The following is a 17,035-nucleotide window of genomic DNA, read 5'->3' on the forward strand; positions in this document are numbered from 1 at the left end:
ATCAAGACATTCAGCATCCAAACTATAGATTAGCGATAAGGAGACTACTACCTTGGAACAATTCAGACTTCCCCGCATCGAGATGCCGGAGCTCACGCTGCCGTCATCCATTCAGGCCGTGCTGGCCGACGCCGAAGCGAAGCTGGCCCACCGGCCCAAGCTCCAGCGGCTGTTCCGCAACTGCTTCCCGAATACACTGGAGACCACTACCAAGCTGCTTGATGACGGAACTACCTTTGTCATTACGGGTGACATCCCGGCCTGCTGGCTGCGTGATTCGGTGGAGCAGGTCATTCATTATGTGCCTTTTGCCGCAAAAGATGCTGATCTGCAGCGGATTATCGGCGGGCTGATCAAGCGCCATACGGAGTATGTACTGATCGATCCTTACGCTAACGCATTCAATGAATCGGCCAACGACTGGCACTGGAATGCCGCCGATGTGACCGAGATGTCGCCGTGGGTGTGGGAGCGCAAATTCGAGATCGACTCGCTGTGCTTCGTGATCCGGCTGGCTCATGCCTACTGGGAAGAGACGAAGCAGACCGATTTCTTCACCTCTGACTTCAAAAAAATGCTGCGCGTTATCACCGACCTGTTCAAGCGTGAGCAGCATCATGCCGAGCAGTCCCCGTACCGCTTCACGCGCAGCAACGGGATTATCGAGGATTCCATCCGCAACGGCGGCTTAGGGATGCCCGTGAATTACACCGGCATGATCTGGTCCGGCTTCCGCTCCAGTGATGACGCCTGCGATTTCCACTACAACATTCCGGGGAACATGTTCGCTGTGGTGGCGCTGCGGCAGATGCAGGATTTTGCCGAGTGGGTGTTCCGGGATCTGGATTTCCTGGCTGAGCTGAAGGAGCTGGAGCAGGAGGTCGATCACGGCATTAAGCTGTACGGCATCTACCGCCATCCGGAATTCGGGCCGATCTATGCCTACGAAACAGACGGCTATGGCAACTACAGCCTGATGGATGACGCCGGAACGCCGGGCCTGATGTCCATTCCGTATCTGGGCTACCTGAACAATGACGATCCGGTCTACCAGAATACGAGACGGTTTGCGCTAAGCAAGGAGAATCCGTTCTACTTCGAGGGCAAAGCTGCCAAAGGAATCGGCAGTCCGCACACCCCTCCGGGCTATATCTGGCATATGGCGCTGTCGATGCAGGGCATCACAGCAGACAGCAAGGAAGAGCGGCTGGCGGTAATCGCCATGCTGGAAGCGACCGATGCCGATACCGGCTATATGCATGAAGGCTTCCACGCCGACGATCCGTCCGTGTTCACCCGCAAGTGGTTCGCCTGGTCGAACAGCTTGTTCTCGCAGCTCATCCTGCGGGCGCTGAAGGAAGGCATTCTCTAACACAAACATACTTTTTCACAGATAAAGGAGACCAGAGCATGAGTACAATTATTGGAGAAGCACTACCGAACATCCCTTGGCAGGAGAAGCCTGCGGGCACGAATTCCCCGGTATGGAGATATTCCGCCAACCCGATCATTCCGCGCAACGCCATTCCGAACTCGAACAGTGTGTTCAACTCGGCGGTAATCCCGTTTGAGGGCGGCTTCGCAGGCGTGTTCCGCTGTGATTCGCGGTCGGTCAGCATGGATATTTTCGCGGGCTTCAGTGAAGACGGCGTGAACTGGAAAATCAACCATGAGCCAATCATATTCGAGGGTGATGAAGAGATCACCAAGCGCGAGTACCGCTATGATCCGCGTGTCTGCAAGATCGACGACCGGTATTATGTGTCCTGGTGCAACGGCTACCACGGCCCAACAATTGGACTGGCGTATACCTTCGATTTCAAAACCTTTCACCAGCTGGAGAATGCCTTCCTGCCGTATAACCGCAACGGGGTGCTGCTCCCGCGCAAAATCGGCGGCAACTATGCGATGCTCAGCCGTCCGAGTGATACGGGGCATACGCCGTTTGGCGATATTTTTTACAGTGAGAGTCCTGACCTGACCTTCTGGGGAAAGCACCGCTATGTGATGGGTACGGTTGACGGTGACGCTTCCGCGTGGCAGTCCAAGAAGATTGGTCCCGGACCGATTCCGATTGAAACAGACAAGGGCTGGCTGCTGATCTATCACGGCGTGATCAACACCTGCAACGGGTTCGTCTACCGCATGGGGGTCGCGCTGCTGGATCTGGATCAGCCTTGGAAGGTAAAAGCCCGCTCACGCAACTATATTCTCGGCCCGGAAGAGCTGTATGAATGTGTCGGCGATGTGCCGAACGTGACGTTCCCTTGCGCGGCATTGACCGATGCGGCTACCGGACGGATTGCCATCTACTACGGCTGTGCGGATACGGTGACGGGGCTGGCCTTCACGACCGTGGATGAGCTGATCAGCTATATGGATGAATATCCGCTGGAGATTGAGGGGTAACCGGTTATGACCAAACAACAGACGGCACATATTATCTCGCATACGCACTGGGACCGGGAATGGTATCTGCCTTATGAGCGCCATCACATCCGGCTGATTCAGCTCGTGGATACGCTGCTGGATACACTGGAGCAGAACCCGGACTTCCGCAGCTTCTTCTTCGACGGGCAGACGATTATCATCGAGGATTATCTGCAGGTCCGCCCGGAGAACCGGGAGCGGCTGATACGGCATATCCGGGAGGGCCGGATATTTATCGGACCGTGGTACATTCTTCAGGATGCGTTCCTGACCAGCCCGGAAGCGAATGTGCGTAACTTACAGCTGGGACATCAGGATGCGGCAGTCTATGGGGAAGTGTCCAAAATCGGTTATTTCCCGGACACCTTCGGTCTGACCGGACAGATTCCGCAGCTCATGCAGCAGGCGGGTATCACCAACGCCTTCTTCGGGCGCGGCGTGAAGCCGACGGGCTTCAATAATATGGTCTCGGATGACGGCTATGAATCCTCGTTCTCGGAGCTGGTCTGGGAAGGGCCGGACGGCTCGCAGGTGCTGGGCATCCTGTTCGCCAACTGGTATTCCAACGGGAATGAGGTTCCCGTTGAGATGGATGAAGCCCGGCGCTTCTGGGAGCGCAAGCTGGGCGATGCCCGGCAATATGCAGCGACCGATCAGCTGCTGTTCATGAACGGCTGCGATCACCAGCCGCTGCAGACCGACCTGCCGGAGGCGATCCGCACGGCGGAGAAGCTGCACCCGGAGGTCTCCTTCGTTCATTCCAACTTCCCGGATTATATCAAGGCAGTGGAAGCTTCACTGGCTGGCCGCAGCCTGTCCACGGTGAAGGGCGAGCTGCGGAGCCAGCGCACGGACGGCTGGGGAACGTTGGTTAATACCGCTTCCGCCCGCGTGTACCTGAAGCAGCTCAATCAGCGGGGCCAGGCCATGCTTGAGAAGGTGGTTGAGCCGTTGGCGGTTATCGCTAAGCTGCACGGCGGGGAGTATCCGCAGCATCTGCTGGATTATGCGTGGAAGACGCTGCTGCAGAACCATCCGCATGATTCCATCTGCGGCTGCAGCGTGGATGAGGTGCACCGTGAGATGGTCGCCCGCTTCGACAAGAGCTACCACACCGCCGAGGGTATCGTAGCGGATAGTATGCAGGCCATCACCGCAGCGGTGGACACCTCCGGCTTCGCTGCTTACGGTGAAGAGGCCCTTCCGCTTGTTGTGTCGAATACCAGCGGCTGGAGCCGCACCGGTACGGTAACCGTTGAGCTGGACGCAGCCCGCCAATATCTGCGCGACGGGCTGCCTCTCGAAGAGAATGCCCGGCTGATGAAAACCATGGACCTGGCCGGACGGGTCCTGGTTGATGAGCAAGGCCAGCCGGTTCCTTGTACGGTAGAGGATCTCGGCCTGTCCTTCGGCTATGACCTGCCGGATGACCGCTTCCGCCAGCCGTACAGCTGCCGCAAGGTGCGGCTGACCTTCGAGGCGGCGGATGTGCCTGCCCTGGGGCTGCGCACCTATGCCTGGGTCCGCTTCGTTGGGGCGGCTGCCGCTGAAGGTTCGTCTACCGGAAGCGCTCCGGCGGCGAAGCTGCAAGCGGTGGCTTCAGCCCCGGCTTCGCTGGTTCGCGGCGCGCGCGTGCTGGAGAACGACACGCTGCGGGTCGAGGTTATGGCTGACGGCTCTTTCACGTTGGAGCATAAGCCTAGCGGCAAGATTTATCGTGACCTTGGTGTCTATGAGAATACCGGGGACATCGGGAATGAATACATGTACAGACAGCCTGCGGGTGAAGTACCGCTGACGACTCTGGGGCTTGACGCGCAGATTGCTGTTATTGAAGATACGCCATACCGCGCTTCCATTGAAATCACCCATGCCTGGGAGATCCCGGCTTCGGCCGATGCTCTGCTGGAAGAAGAGCAGCGGGCGCTGGTCTATTACCCGGAGCGGCAAGCTAAGCGTAGTGCCACTACTGTAACCCTTAAGCTGCGGACAGTCTTAAGACTGGAGCGAAGCGGCCAAGGACTGGAAGTAAAGAGCTATATCGATAATACGGCTAAAGACCACCGTCTGCGGATGCTTTTCCCTGCGGATCTGGCTACTGCCTCGCACAGTGTGGATTCGATGTTCGAGCTTGCGGAACGTCCGAATGAGCCGGCACCGGAATGGCAGAACCCGAGCAATGCGCAGCATCAGCAGTGCTTCGTGGATGTTGCCGGAGAGAATGCAGGTCTGACGGTCGCTAACCTCGGATTACACGAATACGAGATTCTGCGGGATGGCCGTGGTACGATTGCCGTTACGCTGCTCCGCAGTGTCGGTGAGATGGGCGACTGGGGCTGGTTCCCTACGCCGGAAGCCCAGTGCCTGGGAGAACAGACCGCAGACATGCTGCTTCTGCCGCATAGCGGGGATGCCGTAACCTCCGGTGCCGCTGCTGCCGCTTACCAGTTCCAGATTCCGTGGACCTGCGCACAGGCAGAGGTTCATGCAGGTACGATTCCTGCCGTGTATTCGGCTGTCCGCTGGAACGGCGAGACCGCTGCCTTCTCCTCTATGAAGCTGAACAAGGAACGCGGCGATGTGTTGCTCCGCTGGTTCAACCTGACGGAAGAGCCTTGCGAGCTGAAGCTGGAAGCCGCACTGCCTGCTGCGGCCTTCTATACTTCGAATGTACTGGAAGCAGAAGGTGAAGAGCTTCAGTCAGAAGGCACCGCTTCGCTTAAGCTTCCGCTTGGCGGACATGAGATTACCACGGTTGGTATCCGGCTGCGCTGATCCACGCGGGGAAGGATGAGTTGGGAGGTATGGATATAGATATGTATATGAATGAACCATCAGACCGACACGACTTCAATAGCGGCCCGCTTACCGGTGTACAGCAACAAATTGCTGCGGCATCCGGGGAGCAATGGCGGCTGACTGCCGGGTCCAAAGCCCGGATTGTGGACAATGCCAGAGCGGATAATAACAGTGTTCTGAACGAAACGGTCTTTATGGTTCTGGGTGAGTACGCGGGCATTCTGACACCTGCTGACCGAATCATGACTGTCGCTTATGGGCAAATGGACGAAATGGCTTCTGGCGATATCGTCATTGAGCTGTTAGAGCATGAAGCAGCGGCAGACATGGACAGCAAGGAAGCTTATGTTATTGAGATTGGAAGTGTTGCCAAGCTTACCGCCTCAAGTGAACGGGCCGTGATGTATGGCCTGCGGACGTTGCTGCAGAGGCTGGCGGAGGACGGCTTCGTGCCGTACGGAACGATTACCGATTATCCTGTGATGCAGGAGCGGGCGCTTCATATCGACATCGGCCGCAAATTTTACAGCGAAGATTGGCTCCTTACGCGGATCAGAGAGATGTCACGGCTGCGGCTGAATACGCTGCAGCTGCATTTTTCCGAGAACGAGGGCTTCCGGCTGATGAGTGAGAGCCATCCTGAGGTGGTGTCGGAGCAGGCTTTGACCAAGCAGGAGATGAGGGCGATTATCCTTGAAGCACAGCGTTATCATGTGGATATTATCCCTTCGCTGGATTCACCGGGGCATCTCGGACAGGCGCTTCGCACTCATCCCGAGTGGCTGCTTAAGGATGCAGCGGGAACCCCGGCGCCGGGTGCGCTGGACATTACGAATCCGGCGGCCCGCCGGTTCGTGCTGGAGTTGATTGACGAATACGCCGAATTATTTACCGGCAGCTGCTATTTTCATATCGGCGGGGATGAATTCATCAACTTCGCGGAGTTCGATAAGTATCCGCAGCTTGCGGAGTATGCTCAGAATGTGCTGAACATCAGCGGCGGCACGGGCGTGGACACGTATATTGATTACCTTAATGAAGTCGCTGAGCATCTGGAGTCCAAGGGCTGGACGGTCCGTGCCTGGAATGATGGCCTTTACCGTGCAGATCAGATCCAGCGGGTCGCGCCCAAGCCGTCTATTCAGATCACATATTGGACGAAGTGGCACCCGATGATGGCCCCGGTGGAGGACATTCTCGCCAAGGGTCATCAGGTGATTAACTACAACGATGGCTATTTGTATTATGTGCTGGGAGAACATGCGGGCTACACGTATCCGACAGCCGAGAAAATCAGCGCTTCTTGGCATCCCGGCCTGTTCCCGGCCCGCACCGGGGAAGCCAAGCAGGAATACACGGGAGCCTATCCGCGTGAACTGGTCGGCACCACCTTCTCCATCTGGAGCGATAAGCCGGAAGCGCAGAGCGAAGCTGAAGTGGCGGCAGGCCTCCGCGGCCCGCTGCGGGCGATGGCGGAGTTGGCTTGGCTGGGGAAGAAGGATGCGGCGGAGTAGATGGCTGAATAAATGGTTTGAGTAGACAAATCGTAATTTATGGTTGCAGCGACAGATACCGTCCGCTTAGGGGGACGTCTGTTGCTTTTTTTTTGTATGTATGCGAAAAACCGACCACATTGGGCGTGGCGCAGGCGCATGGTCCAAATGTAATCGAAAAACCGACCGCATTGGGCGTGGCGCAGGCGCATGGTCCAAATGTAATCGAAAAACCGACTACATTGGGCGTGGCGTGGGCGTGTAGTCCAAATGTAATCGAAAAACCGACTACATTGGCACGTGCGGCGTTCATGGACCGGATGATGCATTTTGATTAAAGTAGCATAAATTGAACATCCCATCAGGATGTGTAATGATAATGACGGGTGATCAATTATGGAAGACAACCAAGTGTCAAGCGGCATGAATAAGATAAACAGTCCGGAGTACATAGAGGTTAAAGGCGGAGCGCTGTTTTATGAGAGAAAGGGCAGCGGTGAGCCTATCGTTTTTATCCATGGCAATTATAATGACCATCTGATATGGGAGGAGCAGATGGAGAGGTTCTCCACTGGCTACGATGTTATCAGCTATGATCTGCGGGGTTATGGACATTCTGACACTCCCCGGACTCCTTTTTCCAATGTGAAGGACTTGAAGATGCTTCTGGACACACTCGGGCTCACAAAAGTAACTCTGGTGGGTTCATCCATGGGCGGCAGTGTCGCCGTAGATTTCACGCTGGCCTATCCCGGCGATGTGGACCGCCTCATTATGGCAGCGCCTTCTGTCAGCGGCCGCAGCTATCCAGCGAGGATGCTATGGCAGGGGATCAAACAGCATATTCAGGTCAGGCTGAAGGGTGCTGAACAAGCCATGGAGCATTTTATCGCTAACCCCTTTTGGAATTATTACTTCCCTGCGGCTGCCAAAGAAAAGGCCAGACAGAAAACGTTAGCGAATGTGCGGAATCCCGGTAACTTCTGCCGGTTCTCTCCAAGCCTGGCGCACGTGTCCAAGCCTTATGCAATTCATAGATTAGCGGAGATTGGTCAACCAGTTCTTATCTTCATTGGAGCATTGGACCACACATACAATAGAGAGACCGCTGAAATCCTGCACAAAGGCATCAGGCATGCCACAAAAATAATATTGCCGAACTGCGGCCACCTGCCTTTTATAGAAGAGCCTGAGAAGTTCTCTGCACTGACTGCAGATTTTCTCCATGATGATACCATTAATGCCTAAAATATCTTAAATTCACTTTATATACATTTATGATAATATAGAACATCAAAGTCTATCATTATGATGCATTCAGCAGTACTCCAAACAAGGGAAACCCGGCAGGGGTTGGTATCGGACAACGGTAATACTATAGAAGTGACGGGTAACGCCGTTTATGTGAATGAATGTGATGTTGTGCTCCCCTCATTCCTGCGATTTGTCAGCTTTCCCCCTTGCCATAATGTAACCCCGCCTGATAGGCCTGTTCCAGCAATGCTTCACGGTGTCCGGGTGCGGAACTCGCAGTATCGTAGAGGAATTCTACTCTGGAGTCTGTGATTCCGCAATAATCGGCAATCCCCACGTTAAGCAGACGGGCGGTTGCTTCATCATAGCTGCGCTTCTTCATCTGCTCCTCTGTTACACCTGCTAGCGCCAGCCACAGTGCACGATAACCCTGCAGATTATTTGTGCCGTAGGCAACCCTGTTGTTCACCACCCTGTCGATATACCCCTTCAGCATGGCCGGCAGATGCCACCACCACAGCGGAAATACAAATGCCAGGCCGTCATGCTGCCGCACCCGCTCCATTTCCCTCTCTAATTCAGGAGAATAGGGCTGCTCCTGTTCACCTGCGGTCATATGGAGTTCCTCCATTCCTTGCAGAACAGGATCAAAGCCAATCCCATGTAAATCCAATATCTCATAGCCGTGTCCGGCTGCGGTAAGTCCCTCTGCGAAGCAGCGGGCAGCCTGGAAGGTCAGGGAATCTTGTCTCGGATGCGATACGACGATTAATACGCTCATGTTAGTATCTTCACGACCTTTCTTATCTTACAGGTTTGTAGCCTTGTTGCTTGGCTGATGCTATTATATACAGGAATCATGCTTAACCGGAAGTACGCACTTTGCTGTTCTATAGGAAGGTGTATGTTCCATAGGAACATTGAGGTACCCTACATAATGGAGGCAGAAGCAATGACTGAACAGAGCGGCGATAGCGTTCCCAAAAAGTATAGAGTCGGCGTGGAGGCAGCGCTTGAGGTCATGGGCGGCAAGTGGAAGCCGTTAATTATCTACCATCTGATGAACGGACAGAAGCGCACCTCCGAGCTGCTGCGGCTCATCCCCGGCTTAACCCAGAAGGTGCTGACTGCCCAGCTAAGAGGGCTGGAGAACGATGAGATTATCTCGCGGACCATCTACCAGGAGATTCCGCCCAGAGTGGAGTATGAGCTGACAGCCTACGGCTGGGGGCTGAAGCCGGCGCTGGACCTGTTATGCTACTGGGGAGAGGAGCATCTGGATAGAATTCATGGCGACAGGTCCAAGGTGCTGGAGGACTTTTAGGCAGCAGAGAGAGACAGAGAGGAAAGGGGAAAGAGCATGGAATTTGCAAGTCTAACCACAGTCGTCACCCTCATTAACATTATTCTGGCCCTGGGCTTTCTGTTCATTGAACGCAGAGAGGCGGGGTACACCTGGGCCTGGCTGATGGTGCTGTTTTTCATCCCGATTCTGGGATTTGTCTTGTATATCTTTTTCGGGCGCAATCTCAAAAAGAAGAATTTCTACAAGCTCTTCATCGAAGAGCAGGAATATGTCCAGGCTGAAGCCGACAAGCAGCTGGCGGCCTTTGCGGAAGGGGCGGATGACAGGTCGCAGCTGCTGCAGAACTATGCCCAGCTCATCAACATGAATATCCGCTCGTCGCACGGCTTGTTATCCAGCGATAATGAGATTGTCATTTATAGTGACGGCCACCAGAAATTCGCCGCGTTGTTCGAGGATATCCGCTCAGCCCGCGCAGAGATCAATATTCAGTATTACATCATCCAGCCGGACCAGCTTGGTACGAAGCTGAGGGACGAGCTGGTCCTGAAGGCGCGTGAAGGCGTGAAGGTAAGACTGCTATATGATGAAGTCGGCTCCAAGCGGATTTCACGGCATTTTTTCAGGGAGCTGCGTGCAGCAGGAGGCGAAGTTGAGGTGTTCTTCCCCTCTCTGATCAAGCCGCTGAACTTTCGGATCAACAACAGGAACCACCGCAAGCTGTGCATTATTGACGGAAGCATTGCCTATATCGGCGGGTTCAATGTGGGGGATGAATATCTGGGGCAGGTTCCGAAGTTCGGCTACTGGCGGGACACTCACCTCCGGATTACCGGTAACGCCGTCAGTCATATCCAGGGCAGATTCATCCTCGACTGGCATCAGGCCGGGAAGCATGAGCGCGGGGATTACGGGGAATTTGTCTTCAACATGGAGCAGCATACGGGGACAAGCCCGGTCCAGATCATTACGAGCGGTCCTAATTCGTCGACGGAGCATCTTAAGAACATGTATATTAAGCTGATTTTGTCAGCCAAGGAAAGCGTGTATATCCAGACCCCTTACTTCATACCGGACACCAGCTTCATGGATGCCTGCAAAATCGCCCTGCTCTCCGGTGTGGATCTGCAGATCATGATCCCGAATAAGCCTGACCATCCGTTCGTGTATTGGGCCACCTGGGCGTACGCCGGAGACCTGCTGAATTACGGGGCCAAAATCCTGCTCTACGAGAACGGCTTCCTGCACGCCAAAACGATTGTCGCTGACGGTGAGGTTGCCTCTGTCGGGACGATGAATATCGATTCGCGCAGCTTCCGGCTGAACTTCGAGGTCAATGCCATTGTGTACGACCGGGCGATTGCCGAACAGCTCCAGGACATTTTCCTGAATGATGTCAGGCTGTGCTCGGAGCTGACCGTGGAGCGCTATGCGCAGCGCTCGCTGGTAATCAAGCTGAAAGAGGGGATTTCCCGGCTGCTGTCGCCTATTCTGTAAGGAGGGTGGAGCGCGGGTAGCTGTATTTTATAGAAGGAGGAAGGACAGATGGGGATGCTGGGTCAATATGTGATGGTGGATGAGGATACGCTGGAGCGCATGATGGAGATGGATGGTACAGAGCTGATGGATACGCTGGAGAAGCTGATTGAAGGCGGGAGTGAACACTACGATATCGACAAGCTGTGGGAGGAGCTGCATCTCGCGCTAACCGGAGTTTCGGCCAGTGAACCTATCGAAGGCGACCCGTTAAGTGAAGCAGTTGTAGGCGTGCACGTGTTTGAGGTGGAAGAAGAGGACGGGTTCTTCGCGTGCACGGAGCAGGATGAACTGGAAGATATTATTGCGGCAATGCAGCAGGTGGATCTGGACAAGCTGGAGACGGGTGATATTAAAAAGGCGCTGAAGGAGCAGGTGACAAGTGAGTTTACCGGACTGCTGGACTTTTACCGGAGGGCAGCGGCTGCCGGGAAGCATGTGATTTTCAGTGTGGCTTGAAGTATTCTCTTAACATTGCTTATAGAAACGGTACTGTCCTTGTTACTAGGAGGTACCGTTTCTGTATGGGAGTGGGGGTTACGGCTGCAATTTTTTCTGAAGATAATATTTCGTCTGGCCTTCATTGGGACAATCCTTGATTTCACCGAAGATCTCATATCCCTGCTTCTGGTAAAAATACGGCGCCTGCCAGCTCATCGTGGTCAATTCGCTAACCTTACACCCGCGTAGTGAGGCTCTGTGCTCCAGCTCTTCCAGCAGGGTCTTGCCTAGTCCATTGCCTCTGTAGGCGGGGTCAACGGCCAATAAGTGCACGTTCAGGATATTCCAGACCATTTCCCCGGTAATGCCGCCAATGAAGATGCCGTTCTCGTAAGCGGCAAGGGAGATTACCTCACGTTGATAGGCCGGAATGCTGCTGTCCATGCGGCGGCTGTGTTCCTCCAGCAGTCTGGAGATTTCCTGCTGATTCTGAGTAAGGCCCAGTTCTATGATGTTCATGGGTATGCCTCCTTAGGATCTGAATTCAATTATAGCCATTATATCAAAATAGAGCCTGCGGACGATGCCGCAGGCTCTATTTATTCTTCTATTTCTCGCTGAAACGGTACCGTCCTTACTAGAACGGCAAGTCGTTTCTACTTGTTTTGTCCGCTCTCGGCATTGAGCCTTGCGATCAGCTTATCGCCTTCGACATCGAGATTCGGCAGCAGGCGGTCGAGCCATTTCGGCAGCCACCAGGCTTTGTCGCCGAAGACGGCCATGACGGCCGGAACGAGCGTCATCCGGACGATGAAGGCATCGATCAGGATGCCGAAGGCCAATGCGAAGCCAATCTGCTTAATCATCGCATCCGGGGCGAAGATGAAGCCTGCGAAGACGGATACCATGATTACACCTGCAGCCAGTACGACCCGGCTGGCCAGATCATAGCCGTGAATGACACTGTCCTTGCCCTGACGGCCGTGGACATAGGCTTCACGCATGGAGCTTACAAGGAACACCTGATAATCCATGGCGAGCCCATATAGAATACCAGTGACCAGGATCGGCATGAAGCTGAGCAGCGGGCCACCGGTATCGAAGCCGAACAGCGAATGCAGCCAGCCCCATTGATAGACGGCAGTGGTCACGCCGAAGGTGGCAATAATACTTAACACGAAGCCGACGGTCGCTTTGATTGGCACGATAATTGAGCGGAACACCAGCAGCAGAATGATCAGCGACAGGATCACGATGATCCCGATGTATACAGGGAAAGCATCGGACAGCTTCGAGGACATATCAATATTGATGGCAGTGAAGCCGGTCACCCCAAGATTAATATTGTTCCCGGAGGTCAGAGCGGAATTCGGATCACGCAGCTCCTGAACCAGATCTCTGGTAGCGGTGTCAGTGGGACCCGTCTTCGGAATCAGACTTATAATGGCGAGATCGCCAGTGGGACTGACTCCTAGCGGAGAGACCAGGGTCACATTATCATGCATTTGCAGCTCCTGAACCAGCTTGCCCAGGATCGGCATGGAGATCTTCTCAGACGGATTCTTCGTCTCAGCGACCAGCAGCAGCGGGCCGTTGAAGCCTTCGCCGAATCCTTTGGAGATGACATCATAGCTCTGGCGGGCCGGGGTATCCAGGTTCGCAGAGGCACCGGATGGAATACCGAGCTCCATTTTGGTCACCGGAATAGCAGCTGTTCCAAGCACCAGCACCACGAGCACTATGATGGCCCAGCGGTATTTCACTGTGGCATTCGCCCAGCGATGGGAGAAGCTGTGCTGTGATTTTTTGGCGGCGGTGCTGTGCTTGGTCCGGGCTTTGGCGGTTACGATACGTTCACCGACCAGTCCGAGCAGCGCAGGCAGCAGGGACAATGCCAGCAACACGTTGATTAGAACACTGGCTGCAGCCACAAGTGCCATTGTCGATAAGAAGCCGATGCCGATGACGAGCATGCCGCACAGGGCGATAATAACGGTCAGACCGGCGAAGAATACAGCACTGCCTGCGGTGCCCAGAGCACGGCTGGCAGCTTCGGCTGCGCTTAATTTCTCATCCAGGATCAGACGGCGCTGGCGGTTCACAATGAACAGCGAGTAGTCGATCCCCACGGCGAGACCGATCATCACGGCAAGAACGGGTGTGATATCGTTCATCTGGATCAGGCTGCCCAGAGCAAACGCACCTCCGACGCTGATGCCGACTCCGAGAAGCGCGGTCAGAAGCGGCAGGCCTGCGGCTACAACTGAGCCCAGTGTCAGGAACAATACGATGGCAGCAACGGCCACGCCGATCGCCTCCGTAGAGCCGATGGCCGGCATGCTTTTGAGCGAGTCGCTTGGAATCGCGGTAATCCCCGAACCGGACTGTTCAACCTCGGCTACGGTATTGATGATATTATCCGGCACATCCGCTGGCAGTGATGTCTGCTGCACCGTGAACTGGAACTGGAACAGGGCAATGCTGCCGTTAGCCGACAGCATCACGCCGGGTACCGGAGCGCCGTCTACGATCAGCGGACCGAACGGTACTGCTTGAGCGGCGGCGGCTTGACCGGCAGCGGCGGCCGCTGCTTGTGCTGCCAGCTCGGCAGGGTTAATGACATATTCCATGTTGTATACATCATTAATAGCCTTCAGCAGCAGCGCTGTACGCTCGGGCGTGTCAAGACGCTCCCCGTCCGGTACAGTGAAGGCGATACTAGCCTGGCCGCCGGCCGCAGCGGGCAGCTCTTTTGTCAGCTTATCCAGCACTTTTTGCGATTCTGTGCCTTCAATTTTCATCTCGGAGCTGGATTGAATGCCGTTGACTCCAATCAGGGTACCTACAACTCCGAGTATAAGGATCCAGATTGCAATGAAGGCCCAGGGCTTGGCATAAGCCGATTTTCCTAAGCGGTATAGAAAGGTAGACATGTATTGGTTTCTCCTCTTTATCTGTGAATTTAGAAGCCGTTGCGTAAATAAGCAAACATGGAATTCAGGTATTGGTCAAAAGACATAGCAGTGGAGTCTTCGCTCAGTTGTTCACCCGGCAGCATAACATTGAGCCGTCCGTCCAGAATGGGCACGAAGGCCCCGTAGACGGCACCGGCCAGCAGGTGGGTATACCCATCGGCATACCGTCCACGGGTGAACTGCTCCAGCGTCTCCTGGGCGGTGATCTGCAAATGCCGGAAGACATTGAGAATGTAAGGCTCCAGGGACGGGTATTGATTCGCCAGGGAGACGAACTGCCGCAGCTTATGCAGGAACTCTGAGGTGAATTGCAGCTTCAGCAGATTGTACAGGGCATCAAGCGGCGTAGCATCTGGCGGCAGCGCGGCCAGCGGGTTATTCTCTTCCTCCTTCTCTTGGACAGCAATTATGCCAATGAAATAGGCGGCTACCGCCTCCTCCTTGCAGGAGAAGTAATTCGCAAAAGTACGCCGGGAATATCCAGCCATCTGAACAACATCGTCAACAATGAAGCCGTCCATGCCATGCTCAAGCGCAAGCTCGAAGGCCGCTACGGCTAGGGCGTAGGAGGTGGCTTCCTTTTTTTTGTCCCGCAGATTCAGTTTCGAATTCAAATTTCAACGTTCCTCCTTTCCCTAAGATCTACAAGCACTATAGAATCTATAGGTTCTATTATTGCTCAAAGGGAAAGATTGCACAATGAGCATCGAGTGACGGAAATGTGAATATTTCAAATTTAGAGTAGTGGGCAGGGGAAGAAAGGTGGAGTTAGGGAATTAGGTTAGGAGGGCGTGGGGAGTAAGTGAGTGAATTAGTGAGTGAGAGCTAGTGTGGGAGTAAGGGGAGATGAGTAGGGGAGTAAGAGAGTAAGTGAGTAGGTGAGTAAGGGGAGATGAGTAGGGGAGTAAGAGAGTAATTGAGTAGGTGAGTAAGGGAGTAAGAGGGTAAGAGGGTAAGAAGGTAAGAGAGTAAGAGAGTAAGAGAGTAAGAGAGTAAGAGAGTAAGAGAGTAAGAGAGTAAGAGAGTAAGAGAGTAAGAGAGTAAGAGAGTAAGAGAGTAAGAGAGTAAGAGAGTAAGAGAGTAAGAGAGTAAGAGAGTAAGAGAGTAAGAGAGTAAGAGAGTAAGAGAGTAAGGGAGTAGGGGGAGTAAGAGAGTAAGTGAGTAAGTGAGTAGGTGAGTAAGTGAGTAAGGGAGTAAGAGAGTAAGAGAGTAAGCGAGTAGGTAAATGAGTAAGAGTTAGTGTGGGCGTAAGAGTAGGGGAGTGAGAATGAGAGTGGGAGGAGATTAGGTGAGCAATAAGCAGTACGTGGGAGGAAGAGTAACATGGGTGTAAACAGACGATAGCACGAGCAAATCCCCGGGTAGATAAGAGTAGAGCTGAAGAATGCGCCTTCATTCACGAAGGGACAGCAATTTTGGCTTCTTTTGTCATCCTCGAGGTTTTACATTAAATGGCTGCAGGCGTAAGATTCAATCAACAACCGAATGAAATGACACTGTTCTTGAAATGGCTGAATTCCATAACGGGAACGGGGGAACCAACTGGTGCAGGCGGCTTAAGGATGGGCTGCTGGGTACCCGGGGTGAATCCTTGCCAGCGTGCTGCTATGGCTCTGGTGAGGTAGGGCAATCTCGCTGCCCGAATCCGTCAGCTAACCCCGTAAGCCTCGAAGAGAGAGGATGAGCGCCATGATCGATTAACCGACCACGGAGAGCCCTGCCGCTGCTGTGGTCTTTTTGCTGCGCAGTAGAGGGATAAATCCCACTAATTGCGCTGAAAATGGGCTGGAGGTGGAAATGAGAGGGATAAATCCCTCTGATTGCGCTGAAAATGGGCTGGAGGTGGAAATGAGAGGGATAAATCCCTCTGATTGCGCTGAAAATGGGCTGGAGGTGGAAATGAGAGGGATAAATCCCACTAATTGCGCTGAAAATGGGCTGGAGGTGGAAATGAGAGGGATAAATCCCTCAAATGCAACGGAAAGTGGGAGGATGAAGAGCACAAGTGCACCTGAATCCCGGTAATGCCAAGTTGCGCCTCAGCACCCTACTAACCAAGCAGCCCTAAGTGGAAATTAGGAGGAATAGTGACGGAGTGGAGCGCATTTAAATCATATAACAACATTAATTAGTCAATTTAATATGAATTAGTCTTGTAGGTACCACATTAGTCTGTTTCCGCATCGCCACAATAGTCTGTTTCCGCATCATCGAAATAGTCAGCTACTACATCGTCATATTGCATTGAAAGGTGGGATTACCATCGCTACTGTATTTATCGTCTGTTTCTGGGTGGGCCTTCTGCTTATCCTCAGTGGCAGCATTCATGGTCACGGGCTGGCAGGCCACCTGCATGTCGGGGGAGGGGATAGCGGGGGGCCGGGCTTTCTGCCGGTTCTTCCGTTGACGGTGTTTGTCACCGTCTGGGGCGGCACCGGGTATATGCTTGTCAAATACAGCGGGATGCAGCTGCTCGCCGTGGTGCTGGTCTGTAGCTTAATCGCCCTGCTGCCGGGCATTCTGCTCTACACCGTGCTGGCCCGGGTGATGACCCGGTACGACAGCAGTATGAGTGAACTGGATTATGATCCGGCCGGCCAGCTCGGGTATATCAGCATCGCCGCCGCGGATGGGGCCGTGGGAGAGATGAAGTATGTGCTGCACGGAACCATGCGTTCCATCGGCGTGCGGGCCAAATCCGGTCAGTCGCTGCTGCGGGGCGATCGGGTGATTATTGTGAAGACGGATAAGGGGATCGCAGCGGTCACCCTGTTCGAACGGGAAATGGAACATAACTAACG

The 17,035-nt window shown here is 54.1% G+C and carries 14 protein-coding genes and 1 riboswitch; of the genes, 10 read left to right on the top strand and 4 right to left on the bottom strand.

Going from position 1 to position 17,035, the window contains the following annotated elements; genetic code table 11:
* Nucleotides 1–52 precede the first annotated feature (52 nt).
* The 6 genes from MKX63_RS14400 to MKX63_RS14425 are packed head-to-tail and all read left to right on the top strand — an operon-like array spanning nucleotide 53 to nucleotide 7,970.
* Complete coding sequence (locus tag MKX63_RS14400; protein WP_341017865.1) at nucleotides 53–1,372, top strand: glycoside hydrolase family 125 protein; 1,320 nt, start codon at nucleotides 53–55, stop codon at nucleotides 1,370–1,372.
* Between the two features lie 38 nt (nucleotides 1,373–1,410).
* Nucleotides 1,411–2,409, top strand: a complete 999-nt coding sequence (locus MKX63_RS14405) for a glycoside hydrolase family 130 protein (protein ID WP_341017866.1) — start codon at nucleotides 1,411–1,413, stop codon at nucleotides 2,407–2,409.
* A 6-nt stretch (nucleotides 2,410–2,415) separates the two neighbouring features.
* Entirely contained in the window at nucleotides 2,416–5,205 is a 2,790-nt protein-coding gene (locus tag MKX63_RS14410; RefSeq protein WP_341017868.1) for an alpha-mannosidase, read from the top strand.
* A gap of 47 nt (nucleotides 5,206–5,252) precedes the next feature.
* Nucleotides 5,253–6,743, top strand: coding sequence for a beta-N-acetylhexosaminidase (locus tag MKX63_RS14415; RefSeq protein WP_341017870.1), 1,491 nt, complete (start codon nucleotides 5,253–5,255; stop codon nucleotides 6,741–6,743).
* A 17-nt stretch (nucleotides 6,744–6,760) separates the two neighbouring features.
* A complete protein-coding gene (locus MKX63_RS14420) occupies nucleotides 6,761–7,060 on the top strand; it encodes a hypothetical protein (protein ID WP_341017872.1) in 300 nt (99 codons plus the stop codon).
* Nucleotides 7,061–7,118: 58 nt separating this feature from the next.
* Nucleotides 7,119–7,970, top strand: coding sequence for an alpha/beta fold hydrolase (locus tag MKX63_RS14425; RefSeq protein WP_341017873.1), 852 nt, complete (start codon nucleotides 7,119–7,121; stop codon nucleotides 7,968–7,970).
* Nucleotides 7,971–8,169: 199 nt separating this feature from the next.
* On the opposite strand, the gene MKX63_RS14430 is transcribed toward MKX63_RS14425, so the two are convergent.
* Nucleotides 8,170–8,757, bottom strand: a complete 588-nt coding sequence (locus tag MKX63_RS14430) for an NAD(P)H oxidoreductase (RefSeq protein WP_341017874.1) — start codon at nucleotides 8,755–8,757, stop codon at nucleotides 8,170–8,172.
* 171 nt (nucleotides 8,758–8,928) lie between these two features.
* On the opposite strand from MKX63_RS14430, the gene MKX63_RS14435 reads away from it, so the two are divergent.
* Genes MKX63_RS14435 through MKX63_RS14445 form a run of 3 tightly spaced genes read left to right on the top strand, consistent with a single transcriptional unit; the run spans nucleotide 8,929 to nucleotide 11,277 of the window.
* Nucleotides 8,929–9,300: a winged helix-turn-helix transcriptional regulator gene (locus MKX63_RS14435; RefSeq protein ID WP_341017876.1), complete on the top strand. Its 372-nt coding sequence runs from the start codon at nucleotides 8,929–8,931 to the stop codon at nucleotides 9,298–9,300.
* Between the two features lie 36 nt (nucleotides 9,301–9,336).
* Complete coding sequence (cls, locus tag MKX63_RS14440; protein ID WP_341017877.1) at nucleotides 9,337–10,779, top strand: cardiolipin synthase; 1,443 nt, start codon at nucleotides 9,337–9,339, stop codon at nucleotides 10,777–10,779.
* A 48-nt stretch (nucleotides 10,780–10,827) separates the two neighbouring features.
* A complete protein-coding gene (locus MKX63_RS14445; protein ID WP_341017879.1) occupies nucleotides 10,828–11,277 on the top strand; it encodes a DUF1877 family protein in 450 nt (149 codons plus the stop codon).
* 78 nt (nucleotides 11,278–11,355) lie between these two features.
* Here MKX63_RS14445 and MKX63_RS14450 read toward each other — a convergent pair whose 3' ends face one another.
* The 3 genes from MKX63_RS14450 to MKX63_RS14460 form a co-directional block, all read right to left on the bottom strand.
* Nucleotides 11,356–11,778 carry a GNAT family N-acetyltransferase gene (locus MKX63_RS14450; protein ID WP_341017880.1) on the bottom strand — a complete coding sequence of 141 codons (423 nt, stop codon included), beginning with the start codon at nucleotides 11,776–11,778 and terminating at the stop codon, nucleotides 11,356–11,358.
* 137 nt (nucleotides 11,779–11,915) lie between these two features.
* A complete protein-coding gene (locus MKX63_RS14455; RefSeq protein ID WP_341017881.1) occupies nucleotides 11,916–14,192 on the bottom strand; it encodes an MMPL family transporter in 2,277 nt (758 codons plus the stop codon).
* Between the two features lie 29 nt (nucleotides 14,193–14,221).
* A complete protein-coding gene (locus MKX63_RS14460) occupies nucleotides 14,222–14,848 on the bottom strand; it encodes a TetR/AcrR family transcriptional regulator (protein ID WP_341017883.1) in 627 nt (208 codons plus the stop codon).
* 885 nt (nucleotides 14,849–15,733) lie between these two features.
* Nucleotides 15,734–15,916: riboswitch (cyclic di-AMP (ydaO/yuaA leader) on the top strand.
* 562 nt (nucleotides 15,917–16,478) lie between these two features.
* Between MKX63_RS14460 and MKX63_RS14465 the strand changes: the two genes are divergently transcribed.
* Complete coding sequence (locus tag MKX63_RS14465; RefSeq protein WP_341017884.1) at nucleotides 16,479–17,033, top strand: hypothetical protein; 555 nt, start codon at nucleotides 16,479–16,481, stop codon at nucleotides 17,031–17,033.
* Nucleotides 17,034–17,035 lie beyond the last annotated feature (2 nt).

It is taken from the genome of Paenibacillus sp. FSL R7-0179, from assembly GCF_038002265.1.
GTDB lineage: Bacteria > Bacillota > Bacilli > Paenibacillales > Paenibacillaceae > Paenibacillus_AQ.

Excerpts from the sequence above, each read along its gene's own strand:
- MKX63_RS14445 (WP_341017879.1), top strand. The coding sequence starts at position 10,828 with ATGGGGATGCTGGGTCAATATGTGATGGTGGATGAGGATACGCTGGAG.
- MKX63_RS14405 (WP_341017866.1), top strand. The coding sequence starts at position 1,411 with ATGAGTACAATTATTGGAGAAGCACTACCGAACATCCCTTGGCAGGAG.
- MKX63_RS14410 (WP_341017868.1), top strand. The coding sequence starts at position 2,416 with ATGACCAAACAACAGACGGCACATATTATCTCGCATACGCACTGGGAC.
- MKX63_RS14425 (WP_341017873.1), top strand. The coding sequence starts at position 7,119 with ATGGAAGACAACCAAGTGTCAAGCGGCATGAATAAGATAAACAGTCCG.
- MKX63_RS14455 (WP_341017881.1), bottom strand. The coding sequence starts at position 14,192 with ATGTCTACCTTTCTATACCGCTTAGGAAAATCGGCTTATGCCAAGCCC.
- MKX63_RS14450 (WP_341017880.1), bottom strand. The coding sequence starts at position 11,778 with ATGAACATCATAGAACTGGGCCTTACTCAGAATCAGCAGGAAATCTCC.
- cls (WP_341017877.1), top strand. The coding sequence starts at position 9,337 with ATGGAATTTGCAAGTCTAACCACAGTCGTCACCCTCATTAACATTATT.
- MKX63_RS14415 (WP_341017870.1), top strand. The coding sequence starts at position 5,253 with ATGAATGAACCATCAGACCGACACGACTTCAATAGCGGCCCGCTTACC.
- MKX63_RS14430 (WP_341017874.1), bottom strand. The coding sequence starts at position 8,757 with ATGAGCGTATTAATCGTCGTATCGCATCCGAGACAAGATTCCCTGACC.
- MKX63_RS14435 (WP_341017876.1), top strand. The coding sequence starts at position 8,929 with ATGACTGAACAGAGCGGCGATAGCGTTCCCAAAAAGTATAGAGTCGGC.